Raw genomic sequence first — 17,286 nt, 5'->3', positions numbered from 1 at the left:
TTTGTCATCTGCCGGTGTCACAACCGGCATTTCCCGCTTAAAACCCCCGCATTTTGCCCGTATGGTTCGAATTGTGACCAGTGTCATAAAACTGTCATATAACGTACATTTTACTGTCACTAAACTGTCCTATTTTCCTCCTGTGCCAAACACTTTAATTAACGTCGACATCAGTCGGGAAGTTTAAAACCACCAGGAGTGGAACATGAAATTGATGCGTAACACCGTCGCCGGTCTTGTAGCAGCGACTTTCTCCCTCACAGCAATGTCTGCTTTCGCTGCCACTAACCTGACTGGCGCTGGCGGTACCTTCCCAGCTCCTGTTTACGCTAAGTGGGCTGACGCATATCAGAAAGAAACCGGTACTCAGGTTAACTATCAGGGCATCGGTTCTTCCGGCGGCGTAAAACAAATCATCGCCAAGACCGTAGACTTCGGCGCATCTGATGCCCCGATGAAAGACGAAGATCTGGCCAAAAACGGCCTGTTCCAGTTCCCTACCGTGATCGGTGGCGTGGTACTGGCTGTTAACATCCCGGGGATCAAATCCGGTCAGCTGACGCTGGACGGCGCAACGCTGGGTGATATCTACCTCGGCAAAATCAAAAAGTGGAACGACGCGGCGATCACCAAGCTGAACCCGGGCGTGAAACTGCCAGACACCAACATCGCGGTCGTTCGCCGTGCTGACGGTTCCGGTACCTCTTATGTCTTCACCAGCTACCTGGCGAAAGTAAACAGCGAGTGGAAAGACAAAATCGGTTCTGGTTCTACTGTGAACTGGCCAACGGGTCTCGGCGGTAAAGGTAACGACGGCGTTGCAGCCTTTGTTCAGCGTCTGCCTGGTTCAATCGGTTATGTAGAATATGCTTACGCCAAGCAAAACAACCTGGCTTACACCAAGCTGGTTGATGCTGACGGTAAAGCGATCAGCCCGACTGAAGAATCCTTCAGCGCAGCGGCTAAAGGCGCTGATTGGAGCAAAACCTTCGCTCAGGACCTGACTAATCAGAAAGGTGACAATGCGTGGCCAATCAGCTCCACCACCTTCATTCTGATTTACAAAGATCAGCAAGATGCAGCGAAAGGCACTGAAGTGCTGAAGTTCTTCGACTGGGCTTACAAAAACGGCAACAAGCTGACGACCGATCTGGATTACGCAGCTCTGCCTGAATCAGTGGTTGAGCAGATCCGTGCAGCATGGAAAACCAACGTTAAAGACAGCAGCGGCAAAGCACTGTACTAGGAATACCCGTCATACCTGAAGCTGCACCGGCGTTAGCTGCGCTCGTTCACCCGAATCACTTACCTGAGTAAGCTCACCGGGATTCACTTGCAGCTGGCTTGGTGCAACTCCAATTATTTTGGGTATAGTAACTCTGCTTCATTCCCTCTCCGGCCGGGGAGGGAATTAAATCTGAATTAAAAGAGAGTGGTATGGCTGAATACAAGCCGGCTATCAAGGCACCCAGCAAAAACGGTGACATCATCTTCGGCGCTCTGGTCAAACTGGCTGCGCTGATTGTGCTATTCATGCTGGGCGGCATTATCGTCTCGCTGTTTATTGCTTCCCTGCCGAGCATCGAAAAGTTTGGTTTATCCTTCCTGTGGACGAAAACCTGGGATGCTCCGAACGAACAATTCGGCGCACTGGTGCCGATTTACGGCACGGTCGTGACCTCCATTATTGCCTTGCTGATTGCAGTTCCTGTCAGCTTTGGTATCGCATTATTCCTCACTGAGCTGGCGCCGAACTGGATGAAACGCCCGCTGGGTATTGCTATCGAACTGCTGGCGGCGATCCCCAGCATTGTTTATGGCATGTGGGGTCTGTTTGTCTTTGCACCGCTGTTTGCGCAGTACTTCCAGACACCGGTGGGTGATGTACTTTCCGGTATCCCGATTGTTGGCGCACTGTTCGCCGGCCCGGGTTTTGGTATCGGTATTCTGGCGGCGGGCGTCATTCTCGCCATTATGATCATCCCGTACATTGCCTCCGTCATGCGTGACGTGTTCGAGCAAACGCCGGTGATGATGAAAGAATCTGCTTACGGCATTGGTTGCACCACGTGGGAAGTGATCTGGCGCATCGTGTTGCCTTTCACCAAAAACGGCGTTATCGGTGGCGTGATGTTAGGTCTGGGACGCGCACTGGGCGAAACCATGGCAGTGACCTTTATTATCGGTAACACCTACCAGCTCGACAGCGCCTCACTTTATGCGCCGGGCAACAGTATTACCTCCGCACTGGCAAACGAATTTGCCGAAGCGGAAGCCGGCCTGCACACTGCCGCGCTGATGGAACTGGGGCTGATCTTGTTTGTTATCACCTTTATTGTCCTGGCGCTGTCGAAAGTGATGATCCTGCGTCTGGCTAAGAAAGAGGGCCGTTAAGATGACGACACTCGACATGCAAAGTAACGCAGCATTACTGGAATCACGCCGTAAACGTCAGGCATGGCGCCGTCAGAAAAATCGTATCGCGCTGATGGTCTCGATGATGACCATGGCTTTTGGTCTGTTCTGGCTGGTCTGGATCCTGTTTACCACCATCGTTAAAGGTGTGGACGGGATGTCGCTGGCGCTGTTCACGCAAAACACGCCACCACCGAACACGGCGGGCGGCGGTCTGGCGAATGCCATTGCGGGCAGCGGATTACTGATTTTATGGGCGACGGTCATCGGTACGCCGCTGGGCGTAATGGCGGGGATTTATCTGGCCGAATATGGTCGCAAATCCTGGCTCGCTGAATTCATTCGCTTCATCAACGACATTTTGCTTTCTGCGCCATCCATCGTTGTCGGCCTGTTTGTGTACACCATTATGGTGGCAAAAATGGGTCACTTCTCTGGGTGGGCGGGCGTTCTGGCGCTGGCGTTGTTACAAATCCCGATTGTTATCCGTACCACGGAAAACATGCTGAAACTGGTGCCCGACAGCCTGCGTGAAGCGGCTTACGCGCTGGGTACGCCGAAATGGAAAATGATTTCGGCCATCACGCTGAAAGCGTCTGTTTCCGGCATTATCACCGGTATTTTGCTGGCGATTGCCCGTATTGCCGGTGAAACCGCGCCGCTGCTGTTCACGTCACTCTCCAACCAGTTCTGGAGCACTGACATGATGCAGCCGATTGCCAACCTGCCGGTGACTATCTTTAAGTTTGCGATGAGCCCGTTTGGCGAGTGGCAACAACTGGCCTGGGCGGGCGTGCTGCTGATTACGGTGTGCGTGCTGCTGCTGAACATTCTGGCGCGTGTGATTTTCGCGCCGAAAAAGCAATAAGTTCATTCATTATCGATGGCAGACGAAAACGGCTGCCGTCACTGTTTACCCGGCGTCGCCACGCGGCGCGCGAATAAGAGAGATGTCTTAATGAGTCGAATGACTGACGCATCCAACAGCAAGATTCAGGTTCGCGATCTGAACTTTTATTACGGCAAATTCCACGCGCTGAAAAATATTTCCCTGGATATCGCCAAGAACGAAGTTACGGCATTCATTGGCCCGTCCGGCTGTGGTAAGTCCACGCTGCTGCGTACGTTCAACAAAATGTATCAGCTGTATCCGGAACAGCACGCAGAAGGTGAAATCCTGCTCGATGGCGAAAACATTCTGGTGGATAGGCAGGATATCGCGTTGCTGCGCGCCAAAGTCGGCATGGTCTTCCAGAAACCGACGCCATTCCCGATGTCGATTTACGACAACATCGCGTTTGGTGTGCGTCTGTTTGAAAAGCTTTCCCGTACCGATATGGATGAGCGCGTGCAATGGGCACTGACCAAGGCCGCGCTGTGGAACGAATCCAAAGATAAGCTGCACCAGAGCGGTTACAGCCTGTCCGGTGGTCAGCAACAGCGTCTGTGTATCGCCCGCGGTATTGCGATCCGCCCAGACGTTCTGCTGCTCGACGAACCTTGTTCTGCGCTGGATCCGATTTCTACCGGTCGTATCGAAGAACTGATCACCGAGCTAAAATCTGATTACACCGTGGTGATCGTGACCCACAACATGCAGCAGGCTGCGCGTTGTTCAGATCGCACTGCGTTTATGTATCTGGGCGAACTGATCGAATACAGCGATACCGACTCGCTGTTCACGTCGCCAGCGCGCAAACAGACTGAAGATTACATTACTGGCCGCTACGGTTGAGGTAAGAACAATGGACAACCTGAACTTAAACAAACACATATCCGGCCAGTTTAACGCCGAGCTTGAACACATCCGCACGCAGGTTCTGGCAATGGGCGGGCTGGTCGAGCAACAACTGACTGATGCCATTACGGCGATGCATAATCAGGATGCCGAACTGGCGCAGCGCGTCATCAAAGGTGATGACAAAGTTAACCTGATGGAAGTGGCGATCGACGAAGCCTGTGTGCGCATTATTGCCAAGCGCCAGCCGACCGCCAGCGATTTGCGTCTGGTGATGGCGATCATCAAAACCATTTCTGAACTCGAACGTATCGGTGACGTGGCAGATAAAATCTGCCGTACGGCGCTGGAAAAATTCTCGCATCTGCATCAGCCGCTGTTGGTCAGCCTGGAATCTCTGGGTCGCCACACCGTAGAAATGCTGCATGATGTGCTGGATGCGTTTGCACGTATGGATCTTGACGAAGCGGTGCGTATTTACCGTGAAGACAAGAAAGTGGATCAGGAATATGAAGGCATTGTGCGCCAGCTGATGACCTACATGATGGAAGATCCGCGCACTATCCCGAGCGTGCTGACTGCGCTGTTCTGCGCCCGTTCTATTGAGCGTATCGGCGACCGTTGCCAGAACATCTGCGAATTCATTTTCTACTTCGTGAAGGGTCAGGATTTCCGTCACGTGGGCGGCGATGCGCTGGACAAACTGCTGACAGACGGCAAAGACGCGCCGAAAGAATAATCGCTGGCTGATATTGCCCGACAAAAAAAGGCCTCTTACGAGGCCTTTTTGCTATCCGCTCTATAACAGCGTCCGATCAGCACAATTACTTCATCACGTAGCGCAGGGCAACCATGACGGCCAGCTGACGGTAATGGGCGGTCTGTAAATCCACTTCATCCGGATTTTCAAACAATGCGCCGAACGTGTACTGGTTGGCAACCTGGTGCACGCACAGGCTGCTGATCAGACGGTGAACGTCGCGTGCCTGCGCATCTTCTTTGAAAAGATGGCTTTGCTTGCCGCGCGCGAGAATATCTTCCAGCAGCGTTAATGCCGATTTGTTGATTTCACGGATGCTGGTGGACTGACGGATAAACCGGCCGCGCAGCATGTTTTCCGTTGAAACAATACGAATGAATTCCGGATGTGAGACGTGGAAATCAAAACTGGCTTCGACCAGTTTGACGATAGCTTCAGCGGGCGGAAATGACGAGAGATCCAGATCCAGCTCGTGCTGACGGATACCGCGGTAAACGTGCTCCAGCACCAGCATGTACAAGGCTTCTTTGGTCTTGTAGTGATAGACCACCATACGTTTCGTGGTGCTGGCGTTGGAAGCGATATTTTCCATGCGTGCGCCCATCAGACCGGATTCTGCGAATTCTGCCAAAGCGCTGTCAAAAATGCGCTGCTTCAGTCCTATCGGATCATTTTTACGTCCCGGCGCCGGGGAACTTTGGCTGCTCAGCGTCTTATCCTCATCATTAACCACATTCACGCCACAGAGATTAACCATTGCGTCGCTCAGTTACAATCTGCGCGTTCATACAACGCCTCTGCACTTGACGAACGTGGCGTGAGGGTCCACTACTGTAAGTATCGAAGCCTGACTTAAAGGACGCTATTTTGCCTGCAACCACCCGTTTACGTTCAATTGCGACAGTTTCAGTACCAGGAACCTTGCCTGAAAAGCTCACGGCGATAGCTGCTGCGGGATTTGATGGTGTGGAAATATTCGAAGACGATTTGCTTAAAAGCCCGGTCAAGCCGGTGGCTATCCGTAATCTCGCCGATTCCCTCGGCTTGCGTATTTTCCTGCTGCAGCCTTTCCGCGATTTCGAAGGCGTTCCGGCGGAAAAACGTATCGAAAAACTCGCCAGCGCGCGCCGTCAGTTTGACCTGATGCGCGAGCTGGGCTGCGATCATTTACTGGTGTGCAGCAACACCGATCCGCAAAGCTCGCCGGAGCGGGAGGTGCAGATTGCCGATCTCGCCGCGCTGGCTGAAATGGCGGAGCCTTATGATATCCGCATCGGTTTTGAAGCGCTGGCGTGGGGCAAACACATCAACCGCTACCGGCAGGCGTGGGATCGCGTACGTGAGGTGAACAGTCCGGCGCTGGGCATTGTGCTCGACAGCTTCCATATTCTCGCCGTGGGCGACAATCTTGACCGGCTGGACGAAGTGCCGCTGGATAAAATCAGCTTCCTGCAACTGGCTGATGCGCCCTACAAAGACATGAACGTGCAGCAATGGAGCCGCAGTTACCGCTGTTATCCGGGTCAGGGGGATTTACCTCTGGTGGATTTCGTCAGCACGCTGAACCGAAAAGGTTTCACCGGACCGTGGTCGCTGGAAATCTTCAATGATAAAATCCTGCCGCTGTCAGATGGCCTGCGATCCTTAGCGGAGCTGGAAAAGCGGATGCAGGCTTACGAAAATTCGCTCAGCGAGTGATTTGATACCCCATCTCCCGCCAGATCCCCGGCAGTTCGCGCATGTCGTGGAAAGTCGTCACCAGCGGGTGATCCAGCGGCGGGTTATGCGGATCGGCGCAGTAGTAAAACACCGGGATGCCTGCGGTGATCCCGGCCTGTGCGCCTGCCACGGAATCTTCTACCAGAATGCAGTTTTCCACCGGCACATCCATGACCTCGGCGGCTTTGTACAATACCGCCGGATCGGGTTTCCAGCGCTGCAAATCGTAGCCGCTGAACAGCTTATCGCCCATGAAAGGCAGTAAACCGGTCAGTCCGAGGGAGTGCTGCATTTTGGTGACTGGGCCGTTGGAGACGACGCACATTGGCACGGTAATGTGTTCCAGCAATTCACGCGCACCGTCAATCGGCTCAAGTTTAGTGTCGAAAAGCCGCGCGACGTGCTGGCGGAACACCACTTCCATTTCTTCTTTCGGCACATCGATACCGTGCTCTTTATTCACAATTGCGACGATTTCGTAAAGTTTGACGCCTTTGTATTTCTTATACATTTCGTCGAAAGAAACCGTCACACCAAAATGCGCGAACATTTCGACGTAGGCTTCGCAGCACAACAATTCACTGTCCACCAGCGTACCGTCGCAATCAAAAAAGACACATTCAACCTGTGACATACTTTCTCCCTGTGAGCGTTTCATCTATTGGCGTGCATTATGGCACTGTACCCGAACGATAGATTTAATCCCATACATCCAGTGCTGGCGCTTTCGGGCTAAAATCCTTAGGATACCCCCCGATTGTTTTTCCCCCATTTTGGAACTCACCAATGAGCACACCACAGAGCAATGCGACTGCGGGTAAAGGTCTGGCTGAACGTCTGTTTAAACTGACGCAACACGGCACCACTGTACGCACCGAAACTATCGCCGGTTTAACTACCTTCCTGACCATGGTCTATATCGTTTTCGTGAACCCGCAGATCCTGGGTGTTGCGGGGATGGATAAACAGGCCGTGTTCGTGACCACCTGCCTGATTGCCGCGTTCGGCAGCATCCTGATGGGCGTGATCGCCAACCTTCCGGTCGCTCTGGCACCGGCGATGGGTCTGAATGCGTTCTTTGCTTTTGTGGTCGTGGGCGCGATGGGCGTTTCCTGGCAGATCGGGATGGGCGCGATTTTCTGGGGCGCGGTCGGTTTGCTGCTGCTGACCATTTTCCGCATCCGTTACTGGATGATTGCCAATATTCCGGTCAGCCTGCGCGTGGGCATTACCGCCGGTATCGGGCTGTTTATCGGCATGATGGGGCTGAAAAACGCCGGCATTATCGTTCCGAACCCTGACACCATCGTGACCATCGGTAATCTGACCTCGCACAACGTGCTGCTGGGCGTACTCGGGTTCTTCATTATTGCCGTGCTGGCGTCGCGTAATTTCCATGCCTCGGTGCTGGTGTCGATTATTGTCACCACCGTGATTGGCCTGATGATTGGCGACGTGCATTACACCGGTTTCTGGTCGATGCCGCCAAGCATCACCACGGTTGTCGGTCAGGTGGATCTGAAAGGCGCGCTGAATATCGGTCTGGCGGGCGTCATCTTCTCCTTCATGCTGGTGAACCTGTTTGACTCCTCCGGCACGCTGATCGGCGTGACCGACAAGGCCGGTCTGGCGGATGAGAAAGGTAAATTCCCGCAGATGAAACAGGCGCTGTATGTAGACAGCGTATCTTCCGTTGCCGGCGCATTTATCGGCACGTCTTCTGTGGGCGCTTACATTGAAAGCACCTCCGGCGTCTCCGTCGGTGGCCGTACCGGTCTGACTGCGGTTGTCACTGGTTTGCTGTTCCTGCTGGTGATCTTCATTTCACCGCTGGCCGGCATGGTGCCGGAATACGCCGCAGCGGGTGCGCTGATTTATGTCGGCGTACTGATGACTTCCAGCCTGGCGCGCGTGTCATGGGATGACCTGACCGAAGCCGTTCCGGCGTTCGTCACTGCGGTGATGATGCCATTCAGTTTCTCGATCACTGAGGGTATCGCGCTGGGCTTCATCTCCTACGTGGTGATGAAACTGGGCACCGGCCGCTGGAAAGAAATCAGCCCGTGTGTGGTTGTGGTTGCGCTGCTGTTCGTGCTGAAAATCGCGTTCGTAGACGGGCATTAATCCGCTGACGTCTGCTTAACGCCGATAAAAAAACAGCCCGCATTTGCGGGCTGTTTGCATTTCTGATGACCGGAATTATTTGCTGACGCGGCGGGTATAGTCGGCAAATGCCGTCAGCTGGCCGCGCAGGAAATCGAGCGTCCCCTGATCAACCACTTCGCCTGTCTGCTCATCCACTTTGCTCTGAATGACGCCACCCATGAATTCAGGTTTGTTCATGACCATGGCATCAAGGAAAACCAGGATCTGGCGCAGGTGATACTGGCAGCGTGCGCCACCGACCGGACCCATTGAACTGGTTTGGATCAGCACGGGCTTTCCGGCCAGCGGCTGGTTTGGCAAACGTGAAATCCAGTCGATGGTATTTTTCAGGCCACCCGGTACGGAATAGTTATATTCCGGCGTGACGATAATGACGCCATCCGCCTGACGGATTTGTTCCGCAATCGCTTCAACATCCGCCGGAAAGCCTTCTTCCTGCTGAATATCCGCATCATAGAGTGGAATGGCACTGATGGAAGGTAATGCTTCAATCACGATGCCCTCAGGGGCGACATTCGGTAATGTACGCGCCACCATGCCGTTGTATGACGCTTTACGAAGACTACCTAACAGTGTGACAAACTTCAGTGGTGTAACTGACATGGCTAACTCCTGTTATGGATGATTTTACGAAAGGAACTGCCTGTAACCATAAACGAAAAACGGGTCGACGAGCGTAAACATAAGTGAAGTTTTATTTAGCAGGCGGCAGACTGATGAATTTCATAAAGTGCGGTGATTCGGACTGCTGATCTGTGGAAAGTGTTTGTGTGCGGGTGAAACCGTTTTCGGGTTCATAGCGCCAGCACTGCAAGCGGATTATCGAGGGGGATTGCGCGCATGACCAGGTTATCGACCCTTCAATATCACTCATTACCTGCGCCTCCGGTGTCACGGCAGACCGCAAACGGCCAGAAGCCGGATTCAGGCTGAGCGTCAGCGGACCCTGATCGTTGAGGCCGGACATCTTCAGCATGCTCTGGCGGATACACCACAGTTGCAGCGAGGATTCCACAGGATCGGATTGCATGGCAATCCAGGTTTTCTCCACCGCAGAAAGCTGTAACTGCTGTTGCGGATTCACCAGCGCACTGCGGGCATGAATGATTTCGAGATCCAGACCGACTTTCCCTTCGCTGCTGATTAAGACACCGACAGTGCTTCCGGCATACGCCAGGCTGAAATCAGGGAGATCAAGGGATTCGAAACTCGGACGACCGCTGGGTAAGGTGATCACGTTAGGTAGTTCAGCAATTCCGTACAGGTAGAAAATCATTTCTGCCAGAAGCACGCGGCCGTTTAAGAAACGCTTGCGCTGTTTTTCGGAAAGGTGTTTTGCGAATAATACGATCTCTTTGGGCAACCGGTGTGTATCCGGTTCTGCATCCGTCATTGCCCATCTTGCAAAATGGCACGCCATTGTTCACTCCATGATTAATGGTTCGACCGTATTTTCTCAATTGTTCTAAAGAATAACATTAAGAGAAATCATTAAAAACCGCTTAAAACTCGCAGTGGCGCACACTTCATTCACTTTTCAGACAGATTTTCATCACCATAAAGTGAAACAAATCACAGTTTTAATCGCCAGTTGAGAAGAAATCTCATCGGAATGATGTTCTGGATTTTCACTCATACGATCCGGGTTCCAGATATATCTACTATAGCAACATAAAGAATCGTCAGAAAATGCCGTTACTAGTTAAGCAGCGATCTCGCTGCTTCGCCTGTGAGTACCCTAAAATGTTAAAAACAACGCAATCCCGCTTTATCGCATTGATCAGCTTGTTTTTTATTGTGCTGGTCATCGTTACGCTTATCGTGATCCAGGTCTTTATTGCTCCTCAGCTGAAACAAACGGAAAGTAATCTGGTGGCTAACCAGGTGGATGATGTGGCCGTCGCCATTAACGATCGCCTGAATAAAGTTGAGTCTCAGGTACGCACTATCACCCAGACCGTTGCTCAAATGGACAGCGACAGTATCGACCGGCTGCTGCCTGCTCTGGTTGATCAGTATGGTGATGCCGCCGTGTTTGGTGGCGGTATCTGGCCGTTGCCGAACCAGCGCGATCCCGCAAAAATCAAATTCAGCACCTTCTTTGCCCGAAACAGTAATAATCAGCTGACGGTGAATACTTTCTGGAATAGCGCAGAATCGCCGAATTATTTCGATCAGTCCTGGTATCTCGCAGCATCTAAAGGTGAAAAGGGGCAGTGCGTCTGGGCTCCGGCCTATTTCGATGACGCCAGCACCCAGCCACGCACCAACTGTGCGATGCCGATTTATAAAGGCGACAAACAGTGGGGCGTTGCCACTATCGACGTGACGCTGGGCTTCTTTAACCAGCTGGTGACGGAAATGGAGAAAAAGGTTCACGCGACAATTTATATTGTGGAGAAAGACGGCACCATTGTCGGGACCAGCCATTCCACGGATGAAAAGCTGCCGAAACTGGCGTCTCTGGGCGAAACTTCTCCGCTTGCGATGCAAATCCGCAAAGGTCTGGATCAGATTAACGATCAATCCTCTCTGGTGGCGGATTACGACAACGACGGCACGTCGCATACGATGTTCATGAGTAAAATTCAGGGCCCGTGGTATATCGCCACCGATATGCCGACCAGTCAGTTGCTGGCGCGCAGCCATAGCATTCTGACGAGTCTCGGGCTGGTACAAATCCCGATGGTCTTACTGCTGCTGATTGTACTGATTGCGGCGATTAAAGTGTTTATGCGCCAGCTTGCAGCACTGAATAAAAATATCGCTCAGCTTTCAGCGGGCGGCGCGGATTTAACCCGACGCTTACCGGACAGCCGCAGTCCTGAGTTCAATCAGATCAATCAAAGTTTCAACAGCTTCCTGTCTTTCCTGCAATCCATTTTGCGTCAGGTCGGTGACAGCAGTCTGGCGATTACCTCGGCGTCGCGCCAGATTGCCAGCGGTAACCTGGACTTGTCCGCGCGAACTGAAGAACAGGCCAGCTCAATTGTCGAAACGGCAGCCTCAATGGAACAGCTGACCAGCACCGTTAAGCAAAATGCAGCCAATGCGGAGGGCGCTAACCAGCTGGCGCGTGATGCATCGGCAGTCGCGGAAAAAGGTTCGGAAGTGGTGAAGCAGGTGGTTGAAACGATGGGGTCGATCACCCGTTCCTCCCACAAAATCGTCGATATCATCAGTGTGATCGACGGCATCGCTTTCCAGACCAACATTCTGGCGCTGAATGCGGCGGTAGAAGCAGCGCGTGCCGGTGAACAGGGGCGCGGTTTTGCCGTGGTGGCCTCCGAAGTGCGCAGTCTGGCGCAACGCTCGGCGACCTCTGCGCGTGAAATCAAAAAGCTGATTGAAGATTCTGTGGCGGATATTTCCACCGGCAGCAATCTGGTGGCAACGGCGGGGACGACAATGGATGAAGTCATGGGCGGCGTGAACAACGTGGCGACACTGATGAACGAAATCATGTCTTCCAGTCAGGAGCAAAGTCTGGGCATCGAGCAGGTAAACGTGGCCATCACGCAGCTGGATAACGCCACGCAGCAGAACGCCGCGCTGGTCGAACAGGTTTCTGCCGCCGCGCAGGCGATGCAGGATCAGACCGTTCAGCTGGAAACCGTGGTTGCGGGCTTTAAGCTCTGATTTCGTCTGATTCAATATGTTCAAAACTGAGCGGTAAGTGAGCGATCACTTACCGCTTTTTGTTTTTGCGCAGTGATCAGTAAAAAGTGTTTTCAGTCATGTAGTTAATCAGGCTGGTCAGTTTAGCGCGCGGCCTGAAATCAGGCAGATACACCAGATGCACCACCCGGGGTTTCGGGATAAAAGACTCCAGCACCGGGATCAGCTTGCCGCTGGCGATATCCTCCGCCAGCAGGACTTTGGGCTGCAACAGCAAACCGGCGCCTTCCAGTGCCGCAGCACGCAGCGCATGACCGTCGTTGGACACATAGCGGCTGTTAACCGGCCACGCTGACGTGGTGCGTTCTGCATTCGCCAGATGCCAGCCTTCGCTCTGATTCCAGACGGTATGCACCAGACACGGATGCGTTTTCAGGTCTTCGGGCGTCGCGGGCGTGCCGAACTGCTGCAAATACCCCGGAGACGCGCAGATCACCATTTCATAAGGTTTCACCGGCTTCGCGACCAGCCGGTCATCGCCGATTTCGCCAATACGAATTGCTGCGTCAAAACCTTCGCCGATCAAATCCACCCTCGCGTTACTCAGTATCAGCTCCACATTCACTTTCGGGTGTGTTTGCAGATAACGGGCCAGCATCGGTGCTATAACGCTCGAGCCAAGGGATACCGGCGCGCTGACCCGCAGCAATCCGGTCGGCACACTTTGCAGGCTTTCCATCGCGCTTTCCGTAAATTTCATCTGATCCAGCACCCGTTTGCCGTTTTCATAAAACACTTCACCGGCATCGGTCAGGCTTTGCCTGCGCGTAGTGCGTTGCAGCAGACGGGCATTGAGATGTTTTTCCAGTTGCTGAATGTGTTTACCGACCATCACCGCCGAAATCCCCAGTTTTTCCGCCGCAGTGCTGAAATTTCCGGTTTCTACTACGCTGACAAAGACTTCAATATTCCGCAGCTTATCCACATTACAAACCCTGAGTTAGTACAGAACGAATAATACGAGTCTATATCTAACTCTCAGTTTGGTGAAAGATGATCCAACAAACAACGTTGAGGAAGCTGTGATGAAAATTTTAGTGATTGGCGGGACGGGTACATTGGGTAAAGCGGTGATCCGGGAATTCGGCGCAGAACATGAAATTATCACCGCAGGCAAGACGCGCGGTGATTTTCAGGTCGATATCACCAATGAAAACAGTGTAAAAGCGCTTTTCAAAAGTACCGGGAAAGTCGATGCGATTATCGCGACGACCGGCAGACTGCACTTTGGTCCGCTGACTGAAATGACCGCAGAGCAATTCAATATCGGCTTGCAGGATAAACTGCTCGGGCAGGTACGCATTGCGCTGATCGGTCAGTCATTCCTGAACGATGGCGGCTCCGTCACCCTGACCAGCGGGATCATTGCTGATGAACCTATCCGTCAGGGCGCAAACGCCACCACGGTCAATGCGGCTGTGGAAGGTTTTGTCCGTGGTGCGGCGATTGAACTGCCACGCGGCATCCGCATCAACGTGGTCAGCCCGACCGTAGTAGAAGAGTCGCTGAAAGCTTACGGCCCGTTCTTCCCGGGCTTTGAAGCCGCTCCGGCAGCACGGGTGGCGAAAGCGTATCGCCGCAGCGTGGAAGGGGCGCAGACCGGACGCGTTTATAAAGTCTGGTAAGCTGTAATACTTTGAATACAATAAAAAACCCACATTTTGCAATGTGGGTTTTGTTTGATGCGAAGCGCGGATTACTTACCGATACAGAAGCTGGAGAAGATGCGCCCCAGCAAGTCATCCGACGTAAATTCGCCAGTGATTTCGCTCAGCGACTGCTGCGCCATGCGCAGTTCCTCTGCCAGTAATTCACCGGCCCGGGCGCCAAGCAGCTGGTCTTTACCCTGAACCAGATGCTGTGCGGCGTCTTCCAGTGCGTGCAGATGACGGCGACGGGCGAGGAATCCACCTTCCATATTGTGATTAAAGCCCATGACCTGTTTCAGATGGTCACGCAGCAGATCAACGCCATCGCCGGTTCGGGCTGAAAGCCGAATAAGTGAGTGACCATTTACTTCGGTTTGCCCCAATGCTTCGCCGGTGATATCGGCTTTATTACGCACAACGACAATCGGTAAAGACGCGGGCAGACGTGCCATAAACTCTGGCCAGATTTCCGCGGGCTCAGTCGCGGCGGTTGTGGTGCCATCTACCATAAACAGCACTAAGTCAGCCTGTTCGATCTCATTCCATGCACGTTCAATACCAATGCGCTCAACTTCATCGCTGGCTTCGCGTAACCCGGCGGTGTCGATAATATGCAAAGGCATACCGTCGAGGTGGATGTGTTCGCGTAAAACGTCACGCGTGGTGCCCGCGATATCGGTAACGATCGCCGCTTCACGACCGGCCAGCGCGTTCAGCAGGCTGGATTTACCGGCGTTCGGACGCCCGGCAATTACCACTTTCATCCCTTCGCGCAGCAAGCTGCCCTGACGTGCTTCAGCACGTACCGCATCCAGATCGCCCATCACTGTATTGAGTTTGGCTTCGATTTTGCCGTCAGACAGGAAGTCGATTTCTTCATCCGGGAAGTCGATAGCGGCTTCAACAAAGATCCGCAGGTGAGTGAGTGCTTCCACCAGATGATGAATACGGTGAGAGAAAGCGCCCTGAAGTGAGTTAACTGCAGAACGTGCGGCCTGCTCGGAACTGGCGTCGATAAGATCGGCAATCGCCTCTGCCTGTGCCAGATCGAGCTTATCGTTGAGGAAAGCACGCTCAGAGAATTCGCCCGGACGCGCAATGCGCACGTTTTCCAGCGCGATAATGCGTTTAAGCAGCAAATCCAGGATCACAGGGCCGCCGTGGCCTTGCAGCTCAAGCACGTCTTCACCGGTGAAGGAATTCGGGCCGGGAAACCACAGCGCGATGCCCTGATCCAGCGTGCTGCCGTCTGCATCCTGAAACGGCAGATAATCGGCATAACGCGGCTTGGGCAGTTTACCTAAGACAGCCTGTGCCACATCACGCGCCGCACGGCCGGAAATGCGCAAAATGCCCACACCACCGCGGCCGGGTGGGGTTGCCTGGGCAATAATGGTATCTGAGGTGCTCATAGCAATGATCTCTGTTGGTCTTTTTACGGATATGCAAAAGGCGGTCAAATGACCGCCTTTGTCTTTTATCATCAAGTTTAGCGGTCAGGACGAAAGCCGCCCTGACATTCACTTATGACTTTTTCTTATCGCGGCTGTGCAGGCCACGTTTTTCCAGCCCGCGATAAATCAGCTGCTGCTGGAGAATGGTTACCAGGTTACTGACGATGTAGTACACCACCAGACCGGACGGGAACCACAGGAAGAACACGGTGAAGATGACCGGCATGAAGGTCATGATCTTCTGCTGCATCGGGTCAGTGACGGTGGTCGGCGACATCTTCTGAATGAAGAACATCGTGATACCCATCAGAACCGGCAGAATGTAGTACGGGTCTTGCGCTGACAGGTCATGGATCCACAGGATGAATGGCGCGTGGCGCAATTCAATGGAACCAGACAGCATGTAATACAGTGCCAGAAAGATTGGCATCTGAATAACCAGCGGCAGACAACCACCCAGCGGGTTCACTTTCTCAGACTTATACAGCGCCATCATTTCCTGACTCATGCGCTGTTTGTCATCACCGATACGTTCACGCATGGCGGCCAGTTTTGGCTGCAGCATACGCATTTTCGCCATCGACGTGTACTGAGCGCGGGTCAGTGGGTACATGATACCGCGGACAATAAAGGTGATTACGATGATCGAGAAGCCCCAGTTACCGACGAACCCTTGAATGAATTTCAACAGTTTGAACAGTGGCTGAGAGATGAACCACAACCAACCGTAGTCAACAGTCAGATCAAGGTGAGGCGCGATGGCCGCCATCTTGTCCTGAATTTCCGGGCCAACCCACAGAGTGGAAGCCACTTGTTGTTGTGCGCCTGGTGCAACGGTAAACGGCGTGCCTTTGAAACCAATCGAAGAAATGCCGTTGTTGGTGCTGGTAAAGAAGGTATTGGTGTCTTTCGCTGACGGGATCCACGCAGTCGCAAAGTACTGCTGCAGCATCGCAACCCAACCGCCCTGAGTGGTGACATTCAGTACTTCGCTCTTATCGAACGCGTACTTCTGATATTTGTCATCACTTGAGGAGTATGCCGCGCCGCGGAACGTGTGCAGAGCAAAGTTATTGCTGCCGGTGTCACGGTGCTTAGGCAATTCGGTGGTTTGTTTCAGCTGACCGAACAGAGTCAGTTCAAGCGGAGCTGCTGTGGTGTTGTTGATATTGTATTCAACACTCACCGCGTAAGAGCCACGTTTGATCACGAAGGTTTTGGTGTAAATCGCACCGTTTGCCGCCGTGTAAGTCATCGGAATGCGCAGTTCAGACTGGCCTTCAGACATCGTGAAGTTATCCGAGCTGGTCTGGAACAGAGGACGTTCGCCGTTAGCCGGATTATCTGGACCGTTTTTACCTGTCAGACCGCTTTGTGCCTGATAGATGAAATTAGGAGTGGTTTCCAGTAACTGGAAAGGCTGGTCAGAGCCCAAAGTCGTCGGGTAAGCCTTCAGCAGAGCCTGCTCAATGTCGCCACCACGGGTGTTGATTGTTAATGACAGCACATCACTGTTAACTGTAATTAATTTGCCCTGTCCGCTACCAGGAACAGCCTGGTTAGCAGCATCACCGTTTGCAGTGTTCGCAGTCTGTTGCGTGGTCTGGTTGGCCGGTTGCGGAGCGTGGTCCGTTTGCCATGCCTGCCAGATCATGAAAGACACGAACAGCAGAGCGATGAGGAAAAGATTGCGTTGCGAATCCATCG

15 protein-coding genes and 1 pseudogene are annotated in these 17,286 nt (G+C 53.1%); 9 read left to right on the top strand and 7 right to left on the bottom strand.

The genetic code is table 11. The features are described 5' to 3' along the window. Positions 1–205 precede the first annotated feature (205 nt). The 5 genes from pstS to phoU all read left to right on the top strand — a co-directional run bounded on the left by pstS (position 206) and on the right by phoU (position 4,892). The gene (pstS, locus tag ACJY2G_RS17035; RefSeq protein WP_112290868.1) at positions 206–1,246 is read left to right on the top strand and encodes a phosphate ABC transporter substrate-binding protein PstS; all 1,041 of its coding nucleotides are present in this window, start codon (positions 206–208) and stop codon (positions 1,244–1,246) included. Positions 1,247–1,437: 191 nt separating this feature from the next. Continuing rightward, entirely contained in the window at positions 1,438–2,394 is a 957-nt protein-coding gene (gene pstC / locus ACJY2G_RS17030; protein ID WP_112290870.1) for a phosphate ABC transporter permease PstC, read from the top strand. 1 nt (position 2,395) lies between these two features. Beyond that, complete coding sequence (gene pstA / locus ACJY2G_RS17025; RefSeq protein ID WP_112290871.1) at positions 2,396–3,283, top strand: phosphate ABC transporter permease PstA; 888 nt, start codon at positions 2,396–2,398, stop codon at positions 3,281–3,283. Between the two features lie 99 nt (positions 3,284–3,382). Further along, complete coding sequence (pstB, locus tag ACJY2G_RS17020; RefSeq protein WP_430320949.1) at positions 3,383–4,150, top strand: phosphate ABC transporter ATP-binding protein PstB; 768 nt, start codon at positions 3,383–3,385, stop codon at positions 4,148–4,150. A 10-nt stretch (positions 4,151–4,160) separates the two neighbouring features. Continuing rightward, the gene (gene phoU / locus ACJY2G_RS17015; protein WP_112290873.1) at positions 4,161–4,892 is read left to right on the top strand and encodes a phosphate signaling complex protein PhoU; all 732 of its coding nucleotides are present in this window, start codon (positions 4,161–4,163) and stop codon (positions 4,890–4,892) included. Positions 4,893–4,977: 85 nt separating this feature from the next. On the opposite strand, the gene ACJY2G_RS17010 is transcribed toward phoU, so the two are convergent. After that, complete coding sequence (locus ACJY2G_RS17010) at positions 4,978–5,670, bottom strand: TetR family transcriptional regulator (protein ID WP_113876811.1); 693 nt, start codon at positions 5,668–5,670, stop codon at positions 4,978–4,980. A gap of 110 nt (positions 5,671–5,780) precedes the next feature. On the opposite strand from ACJY2G_RS17010, the pseudogene ACJY2G_RS17005 reads away from it, so the two are divergent. After that, positions 5,781–6,578, top strand: a pseudogene (locus ACJY2G_RS17005) (sugar phosphate isomerase/epimerase family protein); the annotation flags it as partial. Positions 6,579–6,600: 22 nt separating this feature from the next. Here the strand turns inward: ACJY2G_RS17005 and yieH are convergent. Continuing rightward, positions 6,601–7,266, bottom strand: a complete 666-nt coding sequence (gene yieH / locus ACJY2G_RS17000; RefSeq protein ID WP_430320948.1) for a 6-phosphogluconate phosphatase — start codon at positions 7,264–7,266, stop codon at positions 6,601–6,603. A 152-nt stretch (positions 7,267–7,418) separates the two neighbouring features. Here yieH and ACJY2G_RS16995 point away from each other — a divergent pair, with 152 nt between their 5' ends. Further along, a complete protein-coding gene (locus ACJY2G_RS16995; RefSeq protein ID WP_112292033.1) occupies positions 7,419–8,756 on the top strand; it encodes an NCS2 family permease in 1,338 nt (445 codons plus the stop codon). A 75-nt stretch (positions 8,757–8,831) separates the two neighbouring features. Here ACJY2G_RS16995 and ACJY2G_RS16990 read toward each other — a convergent pair whose 3' ends face one another. Together ACJY2G_RS16990 and ACJY2G_RS16985 are read right to left on the bottom strand one after the other, a co-directional pair. Further along, positions 8,832–9,401, bottom strand: a complete 570-nt coding sequence (locus tag ACJY2G_RS16990; RefSeq protein WP_430320648.1) for an NADPH-dependent FMN reductase — start codon at positions 9,399–9,401, stop codon at positions 8,832–8,834. A gap of 91 nt (positions 9,402–9,492) precedes the next feature. Further along, the gene (locus tag ACJY2G_RS16985; RefSeq protein ID WP_112287214.1) at positions 9,493–10,218 is read right to left on the bottom strand and encodes a 4'-phosphopantetheinyl transferase family protein; all 726 of its coding nucleotides are present in this window, start codon (positions 10,216–10,218) and stop codon (positions 9,493–9,495) included. Between the two features lie 323 nt (positions 10,219–10,541). On the opposite strand from ACJY2G_RS16985, the gene ACJY2G_RS16980 reads away from it, so the two are divergent. Next, positions 10,542–12,437, top strand: a complete 1,896-nt coding sequence (locus ACJY2G_RS16980) for a methyl-accepting chemotaxis protein (protein WP_120163117.1) — start codon at positions 10,542–10,544, stop codon at positions 12,435–12,437. Positions 12,438–12,513: 76 nt separating this feature from the next. Here the strand turns inward: ACJY2G_RS16980 and ACJY2G_RS16975 are convergent, their stop codons facing one another. Beyond that, a complete protein-coding gene (locus ACJY2G_RS16975) occupies positions 12,514–13,401 on the bottom strand; it encodes a LysR family transcriptional regulator (protein WP_430320647.1) in 888 nt (295 codons plus the stop codon). A 100-nt stretch (positions 13,402–13,501) separates the two neighbouring features. On the opposite strand from ACJY2G_RS16975, the gene ACJY2G_RS16970 reads away from it, so the two are divergent. Next, complete coding sequence (locus ACJY2G_RS16970) at positions 13,502–14,101, top strand: short chain dehydrogenase (protein WP_430320646.1); 600 nt, start codon at positions 13,502–13,504, stop codon at positions 14,099–14,101. 71 nt (positions 14,102–14,172) lie between these two features. Here ACJY2G_RS16970 and mnmE read toward each other — a convergent pair whose 3' ends face one another. Together mnmE and yidC are read right to left on the bottom strand one after the other, a co-directional pair. Continuing rightward, complete coding sequence (gene mnmE / locus ACJY2G_RS16965; protein ID WP_112287217.1) at positions 14,173–15,537, bottom strand: tRNA uridine-5-carboxymethylaminomethyl(34) synthesis GTPase MnmE; 1,365 nt, start codon at positions 15,535–15,537, stop codon at positions 14,173–14,175. A gap of 112 nt (positions 15,538–15,649) precedes the next feature. Then, positions 15,650–17,284 (bottom strand): membrane protein insertase YidC, encoded by a 1,635-nt coding sequence (gene yidC / locus ACJY2G_RS16960; protein WP_113876819.1) that lies wholly within the window; start codon positions 17,282–17,284, stop codon positions 15,650–15,652. Positions 17,285–17,286 lie beyond the last annotated feature (2 nt).

Source organism: Rahnella sp. ATs2 (assembly GCF_051851855.1).
Classification (GTDB): domain Bacteria; phylum Pseudomonadota; class Gammaproteobacteria; order Enterobacterales; family Enterobacteriaceae; genus Rahnella; species Rahnella variigena.
The sequence above is the reverse complement of the archived record's forward strand: the minus strand, read 5'-3'. Positions and strand labels throughout refer to the sequence as shown.

Coding starts and splice junctions, on each gene's coding strand:
- mnmE (WP_112287217.1), bottom strand. CDS start 15,537: ATGAGCACCTCAGATACCATTATTGCCCAGGCAACCCCACCCGGCCGC.
- pstS (WP_112290868.1), top strand. CDS start 206: ATGAAATTGATGCGTAACACCGTCGCCGGTCTTGTAGCAGCGACTTTC.
- ACJY2G_RS16970 (WP_430320646.1), top strand. CDS start 13,502: ATGAAAATTTTAGTGATTGGCGGGACGGGTACATTGGGTAAAGCGGTG.
- pstB (WP_430320949.1), top strand. CDS start 3,383: ATGACTGACGCATCCAACAGCAAGATTCAGGTTCGCGATCTGAACTTT.
- phoU (WP_112290873.1), top strand. CDS start 4,161: ATGGACAACCTGAACTTAAACAAACACATATCCGGCCAGTTTAACGCC.
- pstA (WP_112290871.1), top strand. CDS start 2,396: ATGACGACACTCGACATGCAAAGTAACGCAGCATTACTGGAATCACGC.
- ACJY2G_RS17010 (WP_113876811.1), bottom strand. CDS start 5,670: ATGGTTAATCTCTGTGGCGTGAATGTGGTTAATGATGAGGATAAGACG.
- yidC (WP_113876819.1), bottom strand. CDS start 17,284: ATGGATTCGCAACGCAATCTTTTCCTCATCGCTCTGCTGTTCGTGTCT.
- ACJY2G_RS16990 (WP_430320648.1), bottom strand. CDS start 9,401: ATGTCAGTTACACCACTGAAGTTTGTCACACTGTTAGGTAGTCTTCGT.
- yieH (WP_430320948.1), bottom strand. CDS start 7,266: ATGTCACAGGTTGAATGTGTCTTTTTTGATTGCGACGGTACGCTGGTG.
- ACJY2G_RS16985 (WP_112287214.1), bottom strand. CDS start 10,218: ATGGCGTGCCATTTTGCAAGATGGGCAATGACGGATGCAGAACCGGAT.
- pstC (WP_112290870.1), top strand. CDS start 1,438: ATGGCTGAATACAAGCCGGCTATCAAGGCACCCAGCAAAAACGGTGAC.
- ACJY2G_RS16980 (WP_120163117.1), top strand. CDS start 10,542: ATGTTAAAAACAACGCAATCCCGCTTTATCGCATTGATCAGCTTGTTT.
- ACJY2G_RS16995 (WP_112292033.1), top strand. CDS start 7,419: ATGAGCACACCACAGAGCAATGCGACTGCGGGTAAAGGTCTGGCTGAA.